Below are 16,190 nucleotides of genomic sequence, written 5' to 3' on the forward strand. Positions count from 1 at the left end.
GGAGCCGGCGGCCTGGTTTAGAACTGTTCCAGGAACCGGACATCGTTCTCGTAGAAGAGGCGGATGTCCTTGATGTCATAACGGAGCATGGCGATGCGTTCGATGCCCATCCCGAAGGCGTACCCGGTGTAGCGCTCGGGGTCGACGTTCACGGCTTCGAGGACGTTGGGATCCACCATGCCGCAACCGAGGATTTCGAGCCACCGGCCGCCGGCGGGATCCGCCGGGTCGGGCCACCAGATGTCCACCTCGGCACTTGGCTCGGTGAAGGGGAAGAAGCTCGGGCGGAAGCGCATCTTCACGTCGTCGCCGAAGAGGGCCCGGGCAAAGACGTGAAGGATCTGTTTGAGATCCCCCAGGGTGACGCCTTCGTCCACACACAGGCCCTCGACCTGGTGAAAGAGGCAGTAGGATTTGTAGGAGATCGACTCGTTGCGGTAGACACGCCCGGGCACGATGACGCGGTAGGGCGGCGGCTGCGACTCCATGACGCGGATCTGCACAGGAGAGGTATGGGTGCGCAGCAGGATGCCGCCATGGGGCCGGTCCGGGGGTTCCAGGAAGAACGTATCCTGCATGTCCCGCGCCGGGTGATCCGGGGGGAAGTTGAGCGCTGTGAAGTTGTGCCAGTCGTCCTCGATCTCGGGTCCTTCGGCCACGTCGAAGCCGTAGCTGCCGAAGACCCGCTTGATGTCTTCGAGCGTCCGGGTGAGCGGGTGGATCGAGCCCGTGAGCGGGCGTCTTCCCGGGAGCGTCAGGTCGATCTCGGGTTTCGGAGTGGTGCGTGCCGTCCGGAGGCGTGCCTTCGCTTCCTCGATCCGTTCCTCGACGCGGCGCTTGAGCAGGTTGACCTGCCGGCCGAAAGCCTTCCGCTCGTCCGGAGGGACCGAGGGGATCTGTTTCAACAACTCGGTGATGCGCCCCTGCTTGCGGCTCAGGTAGGCGATCCGGAAGCGGTCCACCGCCTCCTCCGAGTCGAGCGGCGCGGCCTCGATGGCCTGCCGCAGCGCTTCGAACTGGTCGGGCATGGTGATGTTCTCTGTCATGGAGTCCCTTCGATGGTGCGTTGCCGGGCCGGGGCGAACAAAAAAATCCCGCCGGGCCTGTGAAACAGGGGCGGGACGAGGGTGCGCCCGGGGCGCACGAACAGGGCCGGCCGGCACCGCCTGTCTACAGACCGAGCAGGAGCGAGCCGGTGAAAAATCGGTGGAGCGGGGAGGGGGTCATGACCGGACTTCCTCGACGACGCGGGTGAAAGCCTTCGGATCGTGCACGGCCAGGTCCGCCAGCACCTTCCGGTTCAGCCGGACGTCGGCCTTGCGCAGGGCTCCCATCAGCTTCGAGTATGTGGTGCCGTTGAGGCGGGCGGCCGCGTTGATGCGCGTGATCCACAGGCGGCGAAACTGGCGCTTGCGCTGGCGACGATCCCGGTACTGGTATTGCAATGCCTTCTCGACCGCGTGCTTGGCGACCGTGTAGATCTTGCTCCGGCGACCCCAGTAGCCTTTGGCCATCTGCAGGATCTTCTTGCGGCGCCGGCGCGAGGCGACGTTGTTCGTTGCGCGTGGCATGGTTCTCCTAAAGCTTGCGGGTTCTCCTGGGGATGCGTGTCCCGTGCCCGGTGTGGCACGAAACGCGGGGGCGCGTCCGGGTGCGCCGGCTGCGACGCCTCAGCGCCCGAGCAGGCGCTTCATGCGCGCCTCGTCGGTCGCGTCGACCAGCGTGCTCGTGCGCAGGTTACGCTTGCGCTTGGGCGACTTCTTCGTCAGAATGTGGCTGTGGTAAGCCTTCTTGCGGCGCAGGCGGCCCGAAGCGGTCTGCTTGAACCGCTTCTTCGCACCGCTGTTGGTTTTCATCTTGGGCATATCGACACCTCTGGTCCAACGTATGCGCCCGGCGGGCGAGGTCGTGCTCAAACCATGTGAAAAGAGCGGTGTTCCAGGTCCGGAGCCCCGCTCTCACAGGAAGTTATGAGCCTTGAAAACTACGGTTTTTGAACCGCGCGTGCAACACACCTCTCCCCCTGCCCCGGCCGGCGGGAGGGAATTTCCCATGAAGCCGGCATCCCGAACCGGTGGCCTCACGTTTTCTTCTTGTGCGGCGCCAGGATCGTCGTCATCCGGCGACCCTCCATCCGGGGGGGCTGGTCGATCTTGGCCAGGTCGGACAACTCCTCGATGAAGCGCCGGAGCAGGTCCATCCCGTGGTCCTTGTAGATGATGTTCCGGCCCCGGAACTGAACATAGGCGCGCACCTTGTTCCCGCTTTCGAGGAAGTTCCGGGCGTGCTTGGTCTTGAACTCGAAGTCGTGCGTGTCGGTGTGCGGGCCGAAACGAATCTCCTTCATCTCGACCGTCTGCGACTTCTTCCGCTGCTCCTTCTCTTTCTTCTGCTGCTCGTACCGGTACTTCCCGTAGTCGATGATCTTGCAGACCGGCGGGTCGGCACTCGGTGCGATCTCGACCAGGTCGAGTTCCTGCTCGCGGGCCATGCGCAGCGCGTCTTCGAGGTCGTAGATGCCGTGGTTGCCCTGGGGATCGACCACGCGCACCCGGGGGGCCCGGATCTGTTCGTTGATGCGTACTCGTTTCGTAGCGATGGTTCTCTGGCGGTTTGGTGGAACGGACACGGCGAGGGCAGGGGGCCGCTCGCCGGCGGAAAATTAAAGCAAAAAAACAGAGGATACCTACCGTTCGGGCCGAAACCGCCGGTGTTTTCTGGAAACCGGCGTTTCGGTAAAGAAACGTGACGCCGGAGGCCGGTCGGAGGTTTCCCGCGGGGTTCAGGTCTGGATGACGCCCACGTTGAAGCGTAGCCGTTCGGGGTTGTGGTCGGCCATCTCGATGCCCCGGCTGATCCAGCGGCGTGTGTCGACCGGGTCGATGATCTCGTCCACCCAGAGCCGGGCGGCGGCGTAGCGCGGCTGCATGTGTTCCTCGTAGCGGGCTTCGATGGCGCGCAGCAGGGCCTGCTGCTCTTCTTCGGAGGGTTCCTTGCCCTGGCGTTTGAGCTTGGCGATCTGGATCTGGAGCAGGGTCCGGGCGGCCTGTTGCCCGCCCATGACGGAGATGCGGGCGGTCGGCCAGGCCAGCATCAGGCGCGGGTCGTAGGCCCGGCCGCACATGGCGTAGTTGCCCGCCCCGAACGAGTTGCCCACCACGATGGTGAACTTGGGCACAACCGAGTTGGCCACGGCGTTGACCATTTTGGCGCCGTCCTTGATGATGCCGCCGTGCTCGGCCCGGGTGCCCACCATGAAGCCGGTTACGTCCTGCAGGAACACCAGCGGGATGTACTTCTGGTTGCAGTTCATGATGAAGCGGGCGGCTTTGTCCGCGGCATCCGAATAGATGACGCCGCCGGCCTGCAGCTCGTCCGTGTGGGCCTTTTTGCCCATGCGGGCGCGGGTCATCTTACGCTGGTTGGCCACGATGCCCACGCTCCACCCGTCGATGCGGGCATAGCCGGTGATGAGGGACTTGCCGTAGCCCGCCTTGTACTCGGTCCAGCTTCCGGCGTCGACGAGGCGGGCCAGGATGTCGTACATGTCGTAGGGCAGATGGGGCTCGGGGGGCATGAGGCCGTAGATCTCGTGCGGGTCGTAGGCGGGTTCGGCCGGGGTGGTGCGGTTGAAGCCGAAGCGCGGGCGGGGTCCGAGCTTGTCCACCAGGTCGCGGATCGTCGCCAGGCAGGTCGCGTCGTCCGGCATCTGGTAGTCGGTTACGCCGGAGATCTGGGAGTGCGTCTGGGCGCCGCCGAGGGTCTGAATGTCCACGTCTTCGCCGATGGCCGCCTTTACCAGGAAGGGGCCGGCGAGGAAGACCGAGCCGGTTCCCTCGACGATGAGGGCCTCGTCGCTCATGATGGGCAGGTAGGCCCCGCCGGCCACACAGCTCCCCATGATGGCGGCGATCTGCGGGATCCCCCGGCTCGAGAGCACGGCGTTGTTGCGGAAGATGCGCCCGAAATGCTCCTTGTCGGGAAAGATCTCGTCCTGCATGGGCAGGAAGACGCCGGCCGAGTCGACCAGGTAGATGATGGGCAGGTGGTTCTCGAGGGCGATCTCCTGGGCCCGCAGGTTCTTTTTGGCCGTGATCGGAAACCAGGCGCCGGCTTTGACGGTGGCGTCGTTGGCCACGATCATGCACAGCCGCCCGCAGACGTGTCCCAGGCCCATGACGGTGCCGCCGGCCGGGCATCCGCCTTCCTCCTCATACAGGCCGTCGCCGGCGAAGAGGCCCAGCTCCATGAAGTCGTCGGGGTCGTCGACGAGGGCGGCAATCCGCTCGCGGGCGGTCATCTTGCCCCGCCGGTGCTCCCGCTCGATGCGTTTCGGGCCGCCACCCAGGCGGATGCGCCCGGCGGCCTGCCGGAGCTCGTCGAGCAGGGCCCGGTAGCGGGCGGCACGTTCCTGAAAGGCGGGCTGGTCCGTGGGCGCCGGGGCGCCGAGGGAAGCAGAGACGGGCACGGCGGTCATGAACACAGGGGGACGATGACGAGGGCGGAATGGAAAGCCGCCGGAAGACGGGGGCCCAAGTTAGCTTGCAGAGCAGCCAAAAAAAAGCCCGGCCGGCGTGGTCCGGGCTGGGGGGTACTCCATCGAGGGGGATCGGGGCGGGAGGGGCAGGGACCCTTACAGGAATGCGGAGATCTTCTGGATGATTTCCGAACGGGGTTCGCCCGTCTTTTCGTGGATGAGGTTCACCATTTTATTCAGGTTCCCGCGCGCCTTCTTCATCTCCTTGTCGCCGAACTCGTGCTCGCTCCAGATCGACTGGATCTGGGACTTGACACGCCGCCAGCTTTCGTTCATGGACTCGGTCGCCATATTACCTCCGTGATAGGGTCCAGGGAAGACTACGATCTTGTCTAGAGACAACGAGAGGCCCCGGCGGGTTTCATTTTAACTGAAACTTCGTTATTTAGCCGGGTTCAATTCGAACCGTCGTGCGTATATCGCCGCTTTTCTCTTTTCCGCAAAAAGGAGGCGGCGTTCAGAGGGCGATCTGGAAATATCCGGGCCAGAGCATCAGGATGAGCACGACGAGCCACAGGAGATGACCGAGGCCGGTGCCCATCGAGAGCTTTTTCTGGTGCCGGGTGAAGGCCTCGCCATCTTCGCGGGCTACGGCGCCGAGCAGCCCGCGGGCGGCGGGCTGTACCAGGAAGGTGTGCAGCAGCAGCAGCACGACGAGGAGCAGCAGGCTGGTGTGGTAGACCGGCCCGTAGACGCGGAAACCGCCGCCGGCGAAAAAGGCCCCCAGGGCAAACAGCAAGGTGAGGACCAGGAACAGCCGGAGCTGCCGCACGGTGCGTAGCAGGTCTTCGGCGGCCGTATGACCGGGTTCCCCACCCAGGCGGACGACCAGCCGGGCCTGGGCGTTCAGGCGCAACCCCAGCCCGAACCAGGCCGCCGCGGCGACGATGTGCAGGAGGACGAAGAGCGACTTGAGGAGCAGCATACCGGTCCCGGGTTGAACGAGAGAAACACCCTGAAGATAGGGGTTTCCGGGTAAAACGGAGAAGCCTGCATGACTTCTTAACAGCCTGCCCCGCCGGGGTGTGGGTCAGGCCTTGCCGCCCGGCTCGAACAGGTGGCGAATCAGCTTACGCTTCGCCACGGGCAACAGCGTCGGCTCGTAGGGAAAGTCCAGGGTGCTCTCGACAAAGAACGTCGCCGGGTTGGGCAGATCCGGCCGCTCGGCCAGCAGCGCCAGTTTGATTCCCTGCGGGGCCGGCTCGATGCCGGCCAGGTCGATCGTCTTGACGTGGGTGGTGCGCAGGCTCCGGTAGCGCTCGTCGGCCTGCGTGAAGATGGACAGGTTGTATTGCAGGATGTGCAGGCGCCGCGCCGGTCGATCCGGCACGATCACATAGCCCTCCTCGACGTAGGACGGCACCAGCCCCACCTCCTCCAGGTGCAGGTTTTCCTCGACGAACTCGAAGATGGTGCGTCCCTCCTCGATGGCATCCTGGATCAGGGGCAGGGCCCACGTGATCAGGTCCTCGACGAGGGCCAGGTGGCCCCGTTCCGCATCGGGGCGCTCATAGATGAGCCGCCGGGTCTCCAGGTCGATCCCTTTGATCTCGCCCGGGAGCGCCTGCCGGAGATCATCCAGCCGCCCCTGTACCGTCTGCAGGGTCTGGTACAGGTGGATCAGATCGCCCAGGTACGGATAAATGATGTTGCGCGAGAAGGCCTGCCGGATCCGCTTCAACTGCCCCAGGATCCGGTATTGCGCCTGTTCGAAATCAGAACCGGCACTCAGAAACTGCTCGAGGCTGAGTCCTGTCATGGCACGTCGTGTTTGGCCGGGGTTGGATGCGGGAAGATCAACGCCGGGAAAGCATCCGGGTTCTGCTTCATCCCGCTGGAAAGCCTGTTTTTAAGTGTATCGGACGGATCCCCAGCGGCTGAAGGAAGGGCAGAAGGTGGGGAGCGACGGGGCCGAAAAAATTTTGCGGGCCGCCGCGGGAACCGGCAGTCCGGCAACGGGCTTTATCGCTTCCGTTTTCGGGGCCGGTCGCCCCGTCACGTTTCCCGTGTTCGAGTTCCTTCGGTGGAGCAGGAGGCGTATGCAGGCAGGCGAAGTGCAGGTGGGCACGGTGGAGGCCGGGGCCGTGTGCGAGGCCGTCGTGCAGGAGCTGGTCGTGCAGGGCTGGTCCGTGCGGAACGACGTCGTGCCGGCGGAGGTCGTGGGCGGGCTGATCCGGACGGCGCAGGCGGCCTGGGAAGCAGGCGACTACCACCGGGCCGGCGTGGGGCAGGGGGCGGAGCGTGCGGTGCGCCCCGAGGTCCGCAGCGACCGCATCCTCTGGCTGGATCCCGCCGCGTTGCCGCCGGCCGTCGTCCCCTACTGGGACATCATCACACGGCTGCGCGACTACGTCAACCGCACGCTCTACCTGGGCCTGCGCGACTTCGAGGCGCATTTTGCCGTCTATCCGCCCGGTTCGTTCTACAAGAAGCATCTCGACCAGTTCGCCGCCACGCGGCATCGTATGCTCACCTGCCTGCTGTACCTGAATGTGGGCTGGCGCCCGGAGGAGGCGGGCCAGCTGCGCCTGTATCCGGAGGCCGGCGCCCCGGTCGACGTGTGGCCCGAGGCGGGTACGTTCGTCTGTTTCCGGAGCGACACGATCTATCACGAGGTGTTGCCTACCCGGCGCGAGCGGCTGAGCCTGACCGGCTGGTTGCGTCGCCCGTCGGTCTTTTGAAGGCCGGGCCGGCTAAAACGCGCGTGTATCCAGCTCTTCGGCCAGCTCCGTGCGGGCGAAGTGCCGGCGGGCGTCGGTGAGGTCGGCGTCGGAGAGGCCCGGCGGCAGGTGGGTCAGCAGCAGGCGTTCCACCCCGGCCCGGGCGGCGATGCGGGCGGCGTCTACGGGGCTGGTATGGCCGTAGCCCGGCCCGTTGGCCTCGTGCACGAGCAGGTTGGCTCCCCGGGCCAGCCGGGCGATGCTCTCGCACGGCTCGGTGTCGCCCGAGTAGACGACGGCCCCGCCGCTGGCCTTGCTCTCGACGCGCACGCCGGTGACGGGGACCGTATGCACGCCCGGTGAGGCCGTCACACGCCAGGCGGCGTCCTCGAAGACGGGGGCTCCCTCGGCCAGGTCGATCTCACGCCAGAGCAGCTCCGGAATGTCCCAGTGCCCGATGTTGAAGGCGGAAAGGCACCGCCAGGCCTGTTCGAGGGCCGGGGCAATCCCGTAGACCGGCAGGGGCGCCTTACGTCCGGAAAGCCAGATCTTTTCGATGAAGAGCGGGAAGCCGCTGACGTGATCCGGGTGTTCGTGCGTGATGAAAAGGCCGGAGAGGGTATTCAGGTCGAGGCCGGCAGCCAGCATCCGCTGTACGACGTCGCCGCCGCAATCGATGACGAACGTAGAGGCGCCGTCGGAGAAGGCCAGCATGGTGGTATGCCGGTGCGGGTCGGTGAGCGCCGCACCGGTCCCGAGCAGGTGAAGCGTGGGCATGAAAACGGTGGTGTACCAGGTCGGAGCATGCGGGGACACGGCGGGGCGGTGCAGGGCAGAACGGTGAAAGCCCGTGTCCCCATCCGTCTATGCCGCAGGGCCACGCGCAAAATCTACACAAGCGCGTGGAGATGTGCCTACTTTTTTCGCTGGATGATGTAGACGGCCAGGTCCATCAGCGCGTCGCGGGCCTCGGTGGGGGGGAAGGTGGTCATCAGCGCGTGGGCTTCCCGGGCCAGTTCGGTCATCCGGCGCCGCGCGTAGTCGATGCCGCCGTGCCGTTCCACGAAGGCACTCACGGCCCGCACGTCGGCGCGGCTTTTCTTTTTTTGCCGGACGATCTTCAGGATCCGGCGGCGTTCGGCGTCGTCGGCCTCGCGAAGGGCATGGATGAGCGGCAAGGTCATCTTTTTCTCCTGCAGGTCGATGCCGAGCGGTTTGCCCACGTCCTGCACGCCGAAGTCGAAGAGGTCGTCCCGGATCTGGAAGGCCAGGCCGAGCTTTTCCCCGATGGTGCGCAGGCGTGCGATCTCGTCCTCGTCGTCGGTGGCGCTAATGGCGCCGCACGTCGTGCAGGCGGCGATCAGGGAGGCCGTCTTGTCCGAGATGATGCGGAAGTACGTGGGTTCGTCGATGTCGAGGTGACGGGTTTTTTCGATCTGGAGCAGCTCGCCCTCGCTCATGCGGCGGACGGCATCCGAGACGGTGTGCAGCAGGGCGTAGTCCCGGTGTTCGAGGGCCAGCAACAGGCCGCGGCTCAGGAGGAAGTCGCCCAGGAGGACGGCGATCTTGTTCTTCCAGAGGGCGTTGATCGAGAAGAGGCCGCGCCGGCGTTCGGCATCGTCGACCACGTCGTCGTGGATGAGCGTGGCGGTGTGGAGCAGCTCGACGAGCGCGGCGCCCCGGTAACTGGTTTCGGTGATGCCGCCGCACACCTTGGCCGAAAGCAGCACGAGGACGGGCCGGATCCGCTTGCCCTTCTGGCGGAGCACGTACTGCACCACCCGGTCGAGCAGGCCCACGTCGGTGCGCATCGCCGCGCGGAAATACCGCCGGAAGTGGTCGAGCTCGGCTTCGACGGGCCGCCGCACGTCCGACAGCGAAACGTCACGGTCGAGCGGGCGCAGGGCGTTGGCCGGGCTGGCATCGCCCGGATGAACCGACGTGGTCTCTGGCATGAAGCGGGGCACTTTCAGAATTTTTTGAAACGACGAAAGCATATACGCCGCCCCGCAGGAGAAGTTTGGGGAGGACCTCTGATCGAGGAAGGCACGGGCCACGTGGGGTTCCGGGTCGGGAGGGCCCAAACCCGGCACAGCCATCTTCTGCCTCCCCGCCCCTTCGCACCATGCGGGTCAGCCGAACCGGTAGGTGCTCCGGCGCAGCAGCGCGAGGAAGAAGGGGACGCCCGTAAGGGCGGTGATGATGCCGACGGGGAAGTCCTGGGCGGGCAGGATGGCGCGGGCGGCCAGGTCGGCCCAGAGCAGGAAGAGGGCGCCGGCCAGGAAGCTCAGGGGGACGACGCGCCGGTGTGCGACGCCGACGAGCGTGCGGACGGCGTGCGGCACGATCAGCCCGACGAAACCGATGGCCCCGGAGGCGGCCACCAGTGTGCCCGTCACGAGCGCCGCCAACAGGATCAACAGGCGCTTGATGGTCTCGACGGGGATACCCAGGCTCCGCGCAGGCTCTTCGCCCGTGAGCAGGGCATCGAGCGGGCGGGCCAGGGCGGTCATGACGAGCAGGCCCAGCAGGGCCGCCGCCGCCGGAAAGGGCAGCATGGTCCAGTGGGCCCCGCTGAGCGAGCCCAGCAGCCAGAACAGCACGGCCCGCAGCCGGTTCGGGTCGGGCGAGACGAGCGTCACGAACGAGGTGATCGAGGCCATCAGCGCCGACATAGCCACGCCGGCCAGGAGCAGCCGCGCCACGGAGACCCGGCTCCCCGTCCGGGCCACCAGGTAGACGACCGTGATCGAGAGCCACCCGCCGAGGAAGGCCGCCAGCGGCATCGTGAGGGCCCGCGAGAGCACCGGCGGAAGGAAGCCCAGGTAGAACAGGGATGCACCGGCGGAGGCTCCGCTCGAGATGCCCAGGATGTACGGCTCGGCCAGCGGGTTGCGCACGAGTGCCTGCATCGCTACGCCGATGACGGCCAGCCCGCCCCCGACGACCATCGCCAGGAGGACCCGGGGCAGCCGCAGATGCCAGACGATCTGCTCGACGACCGGCTCCGGCGCAGGCCCCCCGCCGAAGGTAAGCCGGTGGCGCAGCACCCCGTAGACGTCCGCCAGCGACACGGGCTCGCTGCCGAAGGACACGGCCACACCCACCGAGAGAACGATGAGTGCGACGAGGCCGGCAGCGGTTGGGCACGTCCCGCGTCCCATCAGCAGCTTGCTCATGGCGATCCCGCTCCTGCGGTATCCGGGAGGAGACCGGGGTGCAACCGCGCCGCCAGGCGGTAGGCTCCCTCGACGAGCCGGGGGCCGGGGCGCAGAAAGAGGGCGGGGGGCAAGCCGTAGATCCGCCCCGCCTGCACGGCCGGGACGACGTGCCACGTCGGGTGCCGTTCGAGGAGCCGGGCCGGGTCGTAATCCTCCCCGAAGGCGCCGGCGATCACGTCCGGACGGGCGGTGAGGACGAACTCGTCGCTCAGGATGGGCGCCTCGGTCGTCAGGTCTGCCGTGACGCTCGCGCCGCCGGCCAGCGCGATCAGCGTGTGGATGTAGCTGCCCGCCCCGAAGGCGAAGAGGGTTTCATCGCCGATGAGGAAGAGGACGCGGGGACGCGACGAGAGGGTGTCCGTGCGGGCGCGCAGGGCGGCGATCCGGCGTTCGAGCGAGTCGGCGGCGGCCTCGGCGGCCGGCCCGGTGTCCAGCAGCATGCCGACCGACCGGAGCACGCGTGTCACGTCGTCGAGGGTCCGGAACGAGAAGAAAACCATCGGGATGCCCAGCGCGGCAAAGGTCTCGGCGTCACGCGGGTTGTTGATCTGGCTGGTGGCGAGCACCACGTCCGGTTGCAGCGCCGCCACCGCCTCGAAGTTCACCGGCAGGGCGCTGAAGCGGGGCAGGGTGTCCACGGCCGGGGGATGGTCGTCCGCCGTCGTCACGCCGACGAGCCGGTCGCCGGCGCCGGCGGCGAAGACGATCTCGGTCAGGCTCGGTGCCACCGTCACCACACGCCGTACCGGACGCTCGAGTGCGACCGTGCGGCCGAGGTCGTCGGTGAAGCGGAGCGTGCCGGCCGGCGGTGCGGTATGGTCCCCACATCCGGCGGACCACGCCGCCAGCAGAAACAGCAGGAGAAACGGTCGGAACGGGGGCATCGGAGCGGCGGGCGGGTTGACGGACGCAAAATCGAATATTCACGCGCCAAAATACAGCCGTGTGCCGTATGTTTGCGGATCCTTCACCGGAGGGGCTATGCGGTACAGCGTCATTCTGAACCCGGTGGCCGGGGGCGGGCGGGCAGGTCGCCGGCGGGCCTTGCTGGAGGCGGCTTTTCAGGCGGCCGGGCTCGTTGCCCGCTGGCACGCGACGACGGCGCCGGGGGAAGCCGTGGAGCTGGCACGGGCCGCCGCGGCTGTTTCGGACGCGGTCATCGTCGTGGGGGGCGACGGCACGGTGCACGAGGCCGGGCGGGGAATCATCGCGAGCGATGCGCCGGCGGCCCTGGGGGTGATTCCGTGCGGTACGGGCAATGATTTCGCACGGGCGCTCGGTATGCCCCGGGACCCCGTTGCAGCGGTGCGGGTGCTGGCGCGGGCCGTGCCGGCGGCCGTCGACTACGGCCGGATACGCTGGCATGAGGCCGGCACGGGCTTCGAAGCAATCTTTCTGAATGCTGCCGGTGTGGGGTTCGACGCCACGGTGGCCGCGGCGGTCCGGGGGGTGCGCCGCCGGGGTGGTCGTGCGACGTACCTGGCCGCCGTAGTGCGGGCGCTGCGGGGGTGGAAAGCGCCCGTCGTGCGGCTGGTGGAGGGGGCCTGCGATGCCGCCGGCGCCGTCTGGTACGACGGGCCGCTGCTGCTCGTCACGGCCGGCAACGGGGTCAGCTCCGGCGGCGGCATCCGGCTCACCCCCCGTGCGTGCCTCGACGACGGCCTGCTGGACGTGCTCGCCGTCGAGGCGGCCCCGGCGGCACGCATCCTGTCCGTCCTGCCGCTGGCCCTGCTGGGGCGTCATCTCGGGGCGCGCGAAGTGCGCCTGCATCGCACCGTCGCCTGTCACCTCCGAAGTGACGCCCCCTTGCCCCTTCACGCCGACGGGGAGGTGCTCACCCGGAAGGCCAGGGCCGTCGAGTTTTCCGTGGTGCCGGCCGGGCTGCGCGTGCTCATGCCGTCTTCACCGCCGGCGGAACCCTGAGATGCCTATATTCCCCGGAAGGCCGGAGAGAACCGTGCGTCGGTGCGGACGTTATCTCTGGCACCGGTGCACATACAACGTTTTGAAGAATGAACGAGGGGGACAAAGAGCAGATCGTCCGGCGTCTGGAGGCGCGCGTTCGACCGGAAGGCGGTGCCGACCGGATGTTGCAGACGGCCCTGCAACGGATGGTGCGTGCGGGGGCCTGTCGCTTCGGTGTTTGCGCGGACAAGCCGGACCAGATGGGGTTCGACGCGTGCGAGCTGGCCCCGCCGCTGGCGCGCATGATCGACCATACGGCGTTGAAGCCGGAAACGACGGAGGCGGACGTGCACCGGCTCTGCGAGGAGGCCCGGCGCTACTGCTTTGCCTCCGTCTGCGTCAACCCCTGCTGGGTGCCGGTGGCCGCCGGGCTACTGCGGGGAACGCCCGTCGCCGTGTGCACGGTCATCGGTTTTCCCCTCGGGGCCACGCAGACGGCGGCCAAGGTCTGTGAGGCCGAGCACGCGATCCGGGACGGCGCCACCGAACTGGACATGGTGCTCAACATCGGCAAGTTGAAGAGCGGTGACTACGACTACACCGAGCGGGACGTCCGCGCCGTCGTCGAGACGGCCCGGGCCGGCGGCCGGATCATCGTGAAGGTGATTCTGGAGACGGCCCTGCTGACCGACGAGGAGAAGGTCATTGCGGCCGTGCTCGCACAGAATGCCGGAGCCGACTTCGTGAAAACCTCCACGGGCTTCTCGCGCGGCGGGGCCACCGTGGAAGACGTGGCCCTCCTGCGGCGGGTCGTCGGGCACGGTATGGGGGTGAAGGCGTCCGGCGGCGTGCGCTCCCGGGAGGCGGCCGAGGCCATGATCGCCCACGGCGCCACCCGCATCGGTGCCAGTGCCTCCGTCGAGATCATCAAGGGGTTACAGGCCAACGGCCAGGGCTATTGAACCACCCATGACCTTACGTAGGATGCATAGACCCGTACCCCTCCGGCTCCTCTGCCTGATGCTGGCGCTGGGGCTGGGCGCCTGTTCGGCCGGCCGGTCGGCGACGGATACCGGCCAGACCGGTCCGGATGCCGGAGAGGCGGGCCTCGAACTGTCCGATTTTGAAGACTTCGACCCCACACCCTATGCGGAGTCCCCCCCCGAGACGGTGACCACCATCGAACACGACGTTCCGGACCGGCTCCTGCGGGGACAGGCGGATCAGGGCGTCGAGCAACTCGTGCAGGGCTACCGGATCCAGATCTTCCAGACCCTCGACAAGGAGCAGGCGTTCTTGCGGGAGGAAGAGGTGGAGAACTGGTGGGCATCCCTGAGCGAGACCGAACGACCCCGGGGACTGCCGGACACGCTGCCGGTGTACGTGCGCTACCACCAGCCGTATTACCGTGTGCGGGTGGGCGACTTCACCTCCCGGTCCGCGGCCGAGGCGGTGCTGGCCCGCCTGGCGAAACGCTTTCCCGGTGCCTTCATCGCCCCGGACCTGGTGACCGTGGTGCGCTAGCGCACCACGGCCTTTTCCCGGAGAAAGCAGCCCGGCCACCACCGGCGACGGGCAATGGCCGGGCCGTTCCGGGAGCTGCTCAGGCCGGTTGTGCCTGCCCGTTGGCGCGGGCTTTCAGCTTCGCCTCCAGGCGCTTCCGCGCCAGGTCGAACCGGTCCAGGCTCATCACCTTGTGCCAGGCCGCCACGAAGTCACGCACGAACTGCTCGGCGGCGTCGTCGGCGGCATAGACTTCGGCGATGGCCCGGAGCTGCGCGTTGGCGCCGAAGATGAGGTCGAAGCGGCTGGCGGTCCACCGGCGCTCGCCCGTGGCCCGGTCGCGTCCTTCGAAGAGCTGCTCGTCGTCCGAGACGGCTTTCCACTCGGTGTTCAGGTCGAGCAGGTTGACGAAGAAGTCGTTCGTGAGCCGGCCGGGGCGGTGTGTCAGGATGCCCACGTCGGAGCCGTCGTAGTTGGCGTTCAGCGCCCGCATGCCGCCGAGGAGCACCGTCATCTCGGGCGCGGTCAGCGTCAGGAGCTGGGCCTTGTCCACCAGCAGCTCCTCGGCCGGCCGGCGGGCCCGGTCGCTGAGGTAGTTGCGGAAGCCGTCGGCCTTCGGTTCGAGCCACTGGAAGGACTCCACGTCGGTCTGCTCCTGCGAGGCGTCGGTGCGGCCCGGCTCGAAGGGGACGGTGATGTCGTGTCCGGCGTCCCGGGCCGCCTTTTCCACGGCCGCGCAGCCGCCCAGCACGATCAGGTCGGCCAGCGAGACGCGGACGTTGTCCGTGCGCGAGGCGTTGAAGTCTTGCTGGATCTGGCCCAGGACACCGAGTACCTTCGCCAACTCGGCCGGGTTGTTGACCGGCCAGTCCTTCTGCGGCGCCAGGCGGATGCGGGCGCCGTTGGCCCCGCCGCGCTTGTCGCTGTGCCGGTACGTCGAGGCCGACGCCCAGGCCGTGCGGACGAGCTCCGGGATGGTCAGGCCCGAGGCCAGGATCCGCTGCTTCAGCTGGGCGATCTCCGCCGGGCCGATCAGGTCATGATCGACCTCCGGGATGGGGTCCTGCCAGAGCAGCTCCTCCCCGGGCACTTCGGGGCCGAGCAGGCGCGCGCGTGGCCCCATGTCGCGGTGCGTGAGCTTGTACCAGGCCTTCGCAAACGCCTTCCTGAACGCTTCCGGGTTCTCGAGGAAACGCTTGGAGATCTCCCGGTAGACGGGATCTTCCTTCAGGGCCAGGTCGGTGGTGAGCATCACCGGCGCGTGCCGCTTCGAGGGGTCGTGGGCGTCGGGCACGGTGTTCTGGGCTTCCGGGTTCTTGGCCCGCCACTGCCAGGCGCCGCCCGGGCTTTTCTCCAGCTCCCACTCGTAGTTGAAGAGGTTGTCGAAGAAGCTGTTGTCCCACTGCGTCGGGGTGGCGGTCCAGGCCCCCTCCAGGCCGCTGGTGATCGTGTCGCTCCCCTTGCCGGTGCCGAAGCGGTTCTGCCAGCCGAGGCCCTGTGCCTCGATGGGGGCGGCCTCCGGGTCCGGGCCGAGATGGTCCACGGGCGCGGCGCCGTGCGTCTTGCCGAAGGTGTGGCCGCCGGCGATCAGGGCCACCGTCTCCTCGTCGTTCATCGCCATGCGGGCGAAGGACTGGCGGATGAACCGGGCGGCCGCTTTCGGGTCCGGCTTGCCGCCGGGACCTTCCGGGTTGACGTAGATGAGGCCCATGTGGTCGGCGGCCAGGTCCTCGCGCAGGGTGCCGCTCTCGTCGTGCCGCTCGTCGCCGAGCCACTCGGCTTCCGGCCCCCAGTCGACGGACTCGTCCGGCTCCCAGACGTCCTCGCGGCCGCCGGCGAAGCCGAACGTCTCGAAGCCCATCGACTCCAGGGCGACGTTGCCGGCCAGGATCATCAGGTCGGCCCAGGAGAGCTTGCGGCCGTACTTTTTCTTGACGGGCCAGAGGAGGCGGCGGGCCCGGTCCAGGTTGATGTTGTCGGGCCAGCTGTTGAGCGGGGCGAAGCGCTGTGTGCCGTCGGAGGAGCCGCCGCGGCCGTCGCTGACGCGGTAGGTGCCGGCACTGTGCCAGGCCATGCGGATGATGAGCGGCCCGTAGTGGCCGTAGTCGGCCGGCCACCAGTCCTGCGAGGTGGTCAGCACCTGTTCGATGTCCTTTTTGACGGCCGCCAGGTCCAGCGTCGAGAAGGCCTCGGCGTAGTCGAAGTCTTCGCCCAGCGGGTTGCCGGCGGGCGGGTTCTGGTGGAGGACCTTCAGGTTGAGCTGGTTGGGCCACCAGTCGCGGTTGGTCCGGCGCTGCGTGCGGTAGGCCTGGGTGTCGTGCGCCGGGCACTTACCGTTACCGTTGGGTTTGCTCATGGCGTCTT

At 67.6% G+C, this 16,190-nt stretch carries 17 protein-coding genes; 4 read left to right on the forward strand and 13 right to left on the reverse strand.

Annotated elements, in window-relative coordinates:
• Window positions 1-17 precede the first annotated feature (17 nt).
• The 8 genes from pheS to GQ464_RS16660 all read right to left on the reverse strand — a co-directional run bounded on the left by pheS (window position 18) and on the right by GQ464_RS16660 (window position 6,296).
• Window positions 18-1,028, reverse strand: coding sequence for a phenylalanine--tRNA ligase subunit alpha (gene pheS / locus GQ464_RS16625; protein ID WP_166974057.1), 1,011 nt, complete (start codon window positions 1,026-1,028; stop codon window positions 18-20).
• 195 nt (window positions 1,029-1,223) lie between these two features.
• A complete protein-coding gene (gene rplT / locus GQ464_RS16630; protein WP_166973880.1) occupies window positions 1,224-1,571 on the reverse strand; it encodes a 50S ribosomal protein L20 in 348 nt (115 codons plus the stop codon).
• A 99-nt stretch (window positions 1,572-1,670) separates the two neighbouring features.
• Window positions 1,671-1,865, reverse strand: coding sequence for a 50S ribosomal protein L35 (gene rpmI, locus GQ464_RS16635; RefSeq protein WP_166973883.1), 195 nt, complete (start codon window positions 1,863-1,865; stop codon window positions 1,671-1,673).
• A gap of 215 nt (window positions 1,866-2,080) precedes the next feature.
• Window positions 2,081-2,629, reverse strand: coding sequence for a translation initiation factor IF-3 (gene infC / locus GQ464_RS16640; protein WP_228350383.1), 549 nt, complete (start codon window positions 2,627-2,629; stop codon window positions 2,081-2,083).
• Window positions 2,630-2,782: 153 nt separating this feature from the next.
• The gene (locus GQ464_RS16645; RefSeq protein WP_166973886.1) at window positions 2,783-4,477 is read right to left on the reverse strand and encodes an acyl-CoA carboxylase subunit beta; all 1,695 of its coding nucleotides are present in this window, start codon (window positions 4,475-4,477) and stop codon (window positions 2,783-2,785) included.
• A 156-nt stretch (window positions 4,478-4,633) separates the two neighbouring features.
• Window positions 4,634-4,828: a general stress protein CsbD gene (locus GQ464_RS16650; protein ID WP_166973889.1), complete on the reverse strand. Its 195-nt coding sequence runs from the start codon at window positions 4,826-4,828 to the stop codon at window positions 4,634-4,636.
• Between the two features lie 166 nt (window positions 4,829-4,994).
• Window positions 4,995-5,462 carry a hypothetical protein gene (locus GQ464_RS16655; RefSeq protein WP_166973892.1) on the reverse strand — a complete coding sequence of 156 codons (468 nt, stop codon included), beginning with the start codon at window positions 5,460-5,462 and terminating at the stop codon, window positions 4,995-4,997.
• A gap of 105 nt (window positions 5,463-5,567) precedes the next feature.
• The gene (locus GQ464_RS16660; RefSeq protein ID WP_166973895.1) at window positions 5,568-6,296 is read right to left on the reverse strand and encodes a hypothetical protein; all 729 of its coding nucleotides are present in this window, start codon (window positions 6,294-6,296) and stop codon (window positions 5,568-5,570) included.
• Between the two features lie 280 nt (window positions 6,297-6,576).
• Here GQ464_RS16660 and GQ464_RS16665 point away from each other — a divergent pair, with 280 nt between their 5' ends.
• A complete protein-coding gene (locus GQ464_RS16665) occupies window positions 6,577-7,218 on the forward strand; it encodes a 2OG-Fe(II) oxygenase (protein ID WP_166973898.1) in 642 nt (213 codons plus the stop codon).
• Between the two features lie 12 nt (window positions 7,219-7,230).
• Here GQ464_RS16665 and GQ464_RS16670 read toward each other — a convergent pair whose 3' ends face one another.
• The 4 genes from GQ464_RS16670 to GQ464_RS16685 form a co-directional block, all read right to left on the reverse strand.
• The gene (locus GQ464_RS16670; protein ID WP_166973901.1) at window positions 7,231-7,974 is read right to left on the reverse strand and encodes an MBL fold metallo-hydrolase; all 744 of its coding nucleotides are present in this window, start codon (window positions 7,972-7,974) and stop codon (window positions 7,231-7,233) included.
• A gap of 137 nt (window positions 7,975-8,111) precedes the next feature.
• Window positions 8,112-9,152 (reverse strand): polyprenyl synthetase family protein, encoded by a 1,041-nt coding sequence (locus tag GQ464_RS16675; protein ID WP_166973904.1) that lies wholly within the window; start codon window positions 9,150-9,152, stop codon window positions 8,112-8,114.
• Window positions 9,153-9,329: 177 nt separating this feature from the next.
• Window positions 9,330-10,376, reverse strand: coding sequence for a FecCD family ABC transporter permease (locus tag GQ464_RS16680; protein WP_228350384.1), 1,047 nt, complete (start codon window positions 10,374-10,376; stop codon window positions 9,330-9,332).
• Entirely contained in the window at window positions 10,373-11,302 is a 930-nt protein-coding gene (locus GQ464_RS16685) for an ABC transporter substrate-binding protein (protein ID WP_166973907.1), read from the reverse strand. The genes GQ464_RS16680 and GQ464_RS16685 overlap by 4 nt, the downstream gene beginning before the upstream one ends.
• Before the next feature lie 97 nt (window positions 11,303-11,399).
• On the opposite strand from GQ464_RS16685, the gene GQ464_RS16690 reads away from it, so the two are divergent.
• The 3 genes from GQ464_RS16690 (at window position 11,400) to GQ464_RS16700 (ending at window position 13,847) form a co-directional block, all read left to right on the forward strand.
• Window positions 11,400-12,341 carry a diacylglycerol/lipid kinase family protein gene (locus tag GQ464_RS16690; protein ID WP_166973910.1) on the forward strand — a complete coding sequence of 314 codons (942 nt, stop codon included), beginning with the start codon at window positions 11,400-11,402 and terminating at the stop codon, window positions 12,339-12,341.
• 263 nt (window positions 12,342-12,604) lie between these two features.
• Window positions 12,605-13,285 carry a deoxyribose-phosphate aldolase gene (gene deoC / locus GQ464_RS16695; RefSeq protein WP_272493482.1) on the forward strand — a complete coding sequence of 227 codons (681 nt, stop codon included), beginning with the start codon at window positions 12,605-12,607 and terminating at the stop codon, window positions 13,283-13,285.
• Window positions 13,286-13,307: 22 nt separating this feature from the next.
• Window positions 13,308-13,847, forward strand: a complete 540-nt coding sequence (locus GQ464_RS16700; RefSeq protein WP_166973913.1) for an SPOR domain-containing protein — start codon at window positions 13,308-13,310, stop codon at window positions 13,845-13,847.
• Between the two features lie 79 nt (window positions 13,848-13,926).
• On the opposite strand, the gene katG is transcribed toward GQ464_RS16700, so the two are convergent.
• On the reverse strand, window positions 13,927-16,182 hold the full coding sequence (gene katG / locus GQ464_RS16705; protein WP_166973916.1) for a catalase/peroxidase HPI: 2,256 nt from the start codon (window positions 16,180-16,182) through the stop codon (window positions 13,927-13,929).
• Window positions 16,183-16,190: the final 8 nt, after the last annotated feature.

Source organism: Rhodocaloribacter litoris, from assembly GCF_011682235.2.
GTDB classification, from domain to species: domain Bacteria; phylum Bacteroidota; class Rhodothermia; order Rhodothermales; family ISCAR-4553; genus Rhodocaloribacter; species Rhodocaloribacter litoris.

Bases quoted from the DNA above. Each gene is read 5' to 3' on its own strand.
- pheS (WP_166974057.1), bottom strand. From the start codon at position 1,028: ATGCCCGACCAGTTCGAAGCGCTGCGGCAGGCCATCGAGGCCGCGCCG.
- rplT (WP_166973880.1), bottom strand. From the start codon at position 1,571: ATGCCACGCGCAACGAACAACGTCGCCTCGCGCCGGCGCCGCAAGAAG.
- rpmI (WP_166973883.1), bottom strand. From the start codon at position 1,865: ATGCCCAAGATGAAAACCAACAGCGGTGCGAAGAAGCGGTTCAAGCAG.
- GQ464_RS16645 (WP_166973886.1), bottom strand. From the start codon at position 4,477: ATGACCGCCGTGCCCGTCTCTGCTTCCCTCGGCGCCCCGGCGCCCACG.
- GQ464_RS16650 (WP_166973889.1), bottom strand. From the start codon at position 4,828: ATGGCGACCGAGTCCATGAACGAAAGCTGGCGGCGTGTCAAGTCCCAG.
- GQ464_RS16655 (WP_166973892.1), bottom strand. From the start codon at position 5,462: ATGCTGCTCCTCAAGTCGCTCTTCGTCCTCCTGCACATCGTCGCCGCG.
- GQ464_RS16660 (WP_166973895.1), bottom strand. From the start codon at position 6,296: ATGACAGGACTCAGCCTCGAGCAGTTTCTGAGTGCCGGTTCTGATTTC.
- GQ464_RS16665 (WP_166973898.1), top strand. From the start codon at position 6,577: ATGCAGGCAGGCGAAGTGCAGGTGGGCACGGTGGAGGCCGGGGCCGTG.
- GQ464_RS16670 (WP_166973901.1), bottom strand. From the start codon at position 7,974: ATGCCCACGCTTCACCTGCTCGGGACCGGTGCGGCGCTCACCGACCCG.
- GQ464_RS16675 (WP_166973904.1), bottom strand. From the start codon at position 9,152: ATGCCAGAGACCACGTCGGTTCATCCGGGCGATGCCAGCCCGGCCAAC.
- GQ464_RS16680 (WP_228350384.1), bottom strand. From the start codon at position 10,376: ATGAGCAAGCTGCTGATGGGACGCGGGACGTGCCCAACCGCTGCCGGC.
- GQ464_RS16685 (WP_166973907.1), bottom strand. From the start codon at position 11,302: ATGCCCCCGTTCCGACCGTTTCTCCTGCTGTTTCTGCTGGCGGCGTGG.
- GQ464_RS16690 (WP_166973910.1), top strand. From the start codon at position 11,400: ATGCGGTACAGCGTCATTCTGAACCCGGTGGCCGGGGGCGGGCGGGCA.
- GQ464_RS16700 (WP_166973913.1), top strand. From the start codon at position 13,308: ATGCATAGACCCGTACCCCTCCGGCTCCTCTGCCTGATGCTGGCGCTG.
- katG (WP_166973916.1), bottom strand. From the start codon at position 16,182: ATGAGCAAACCCAACGGTAACGGTAAGTGCCCGGCGCACGACACCCAG.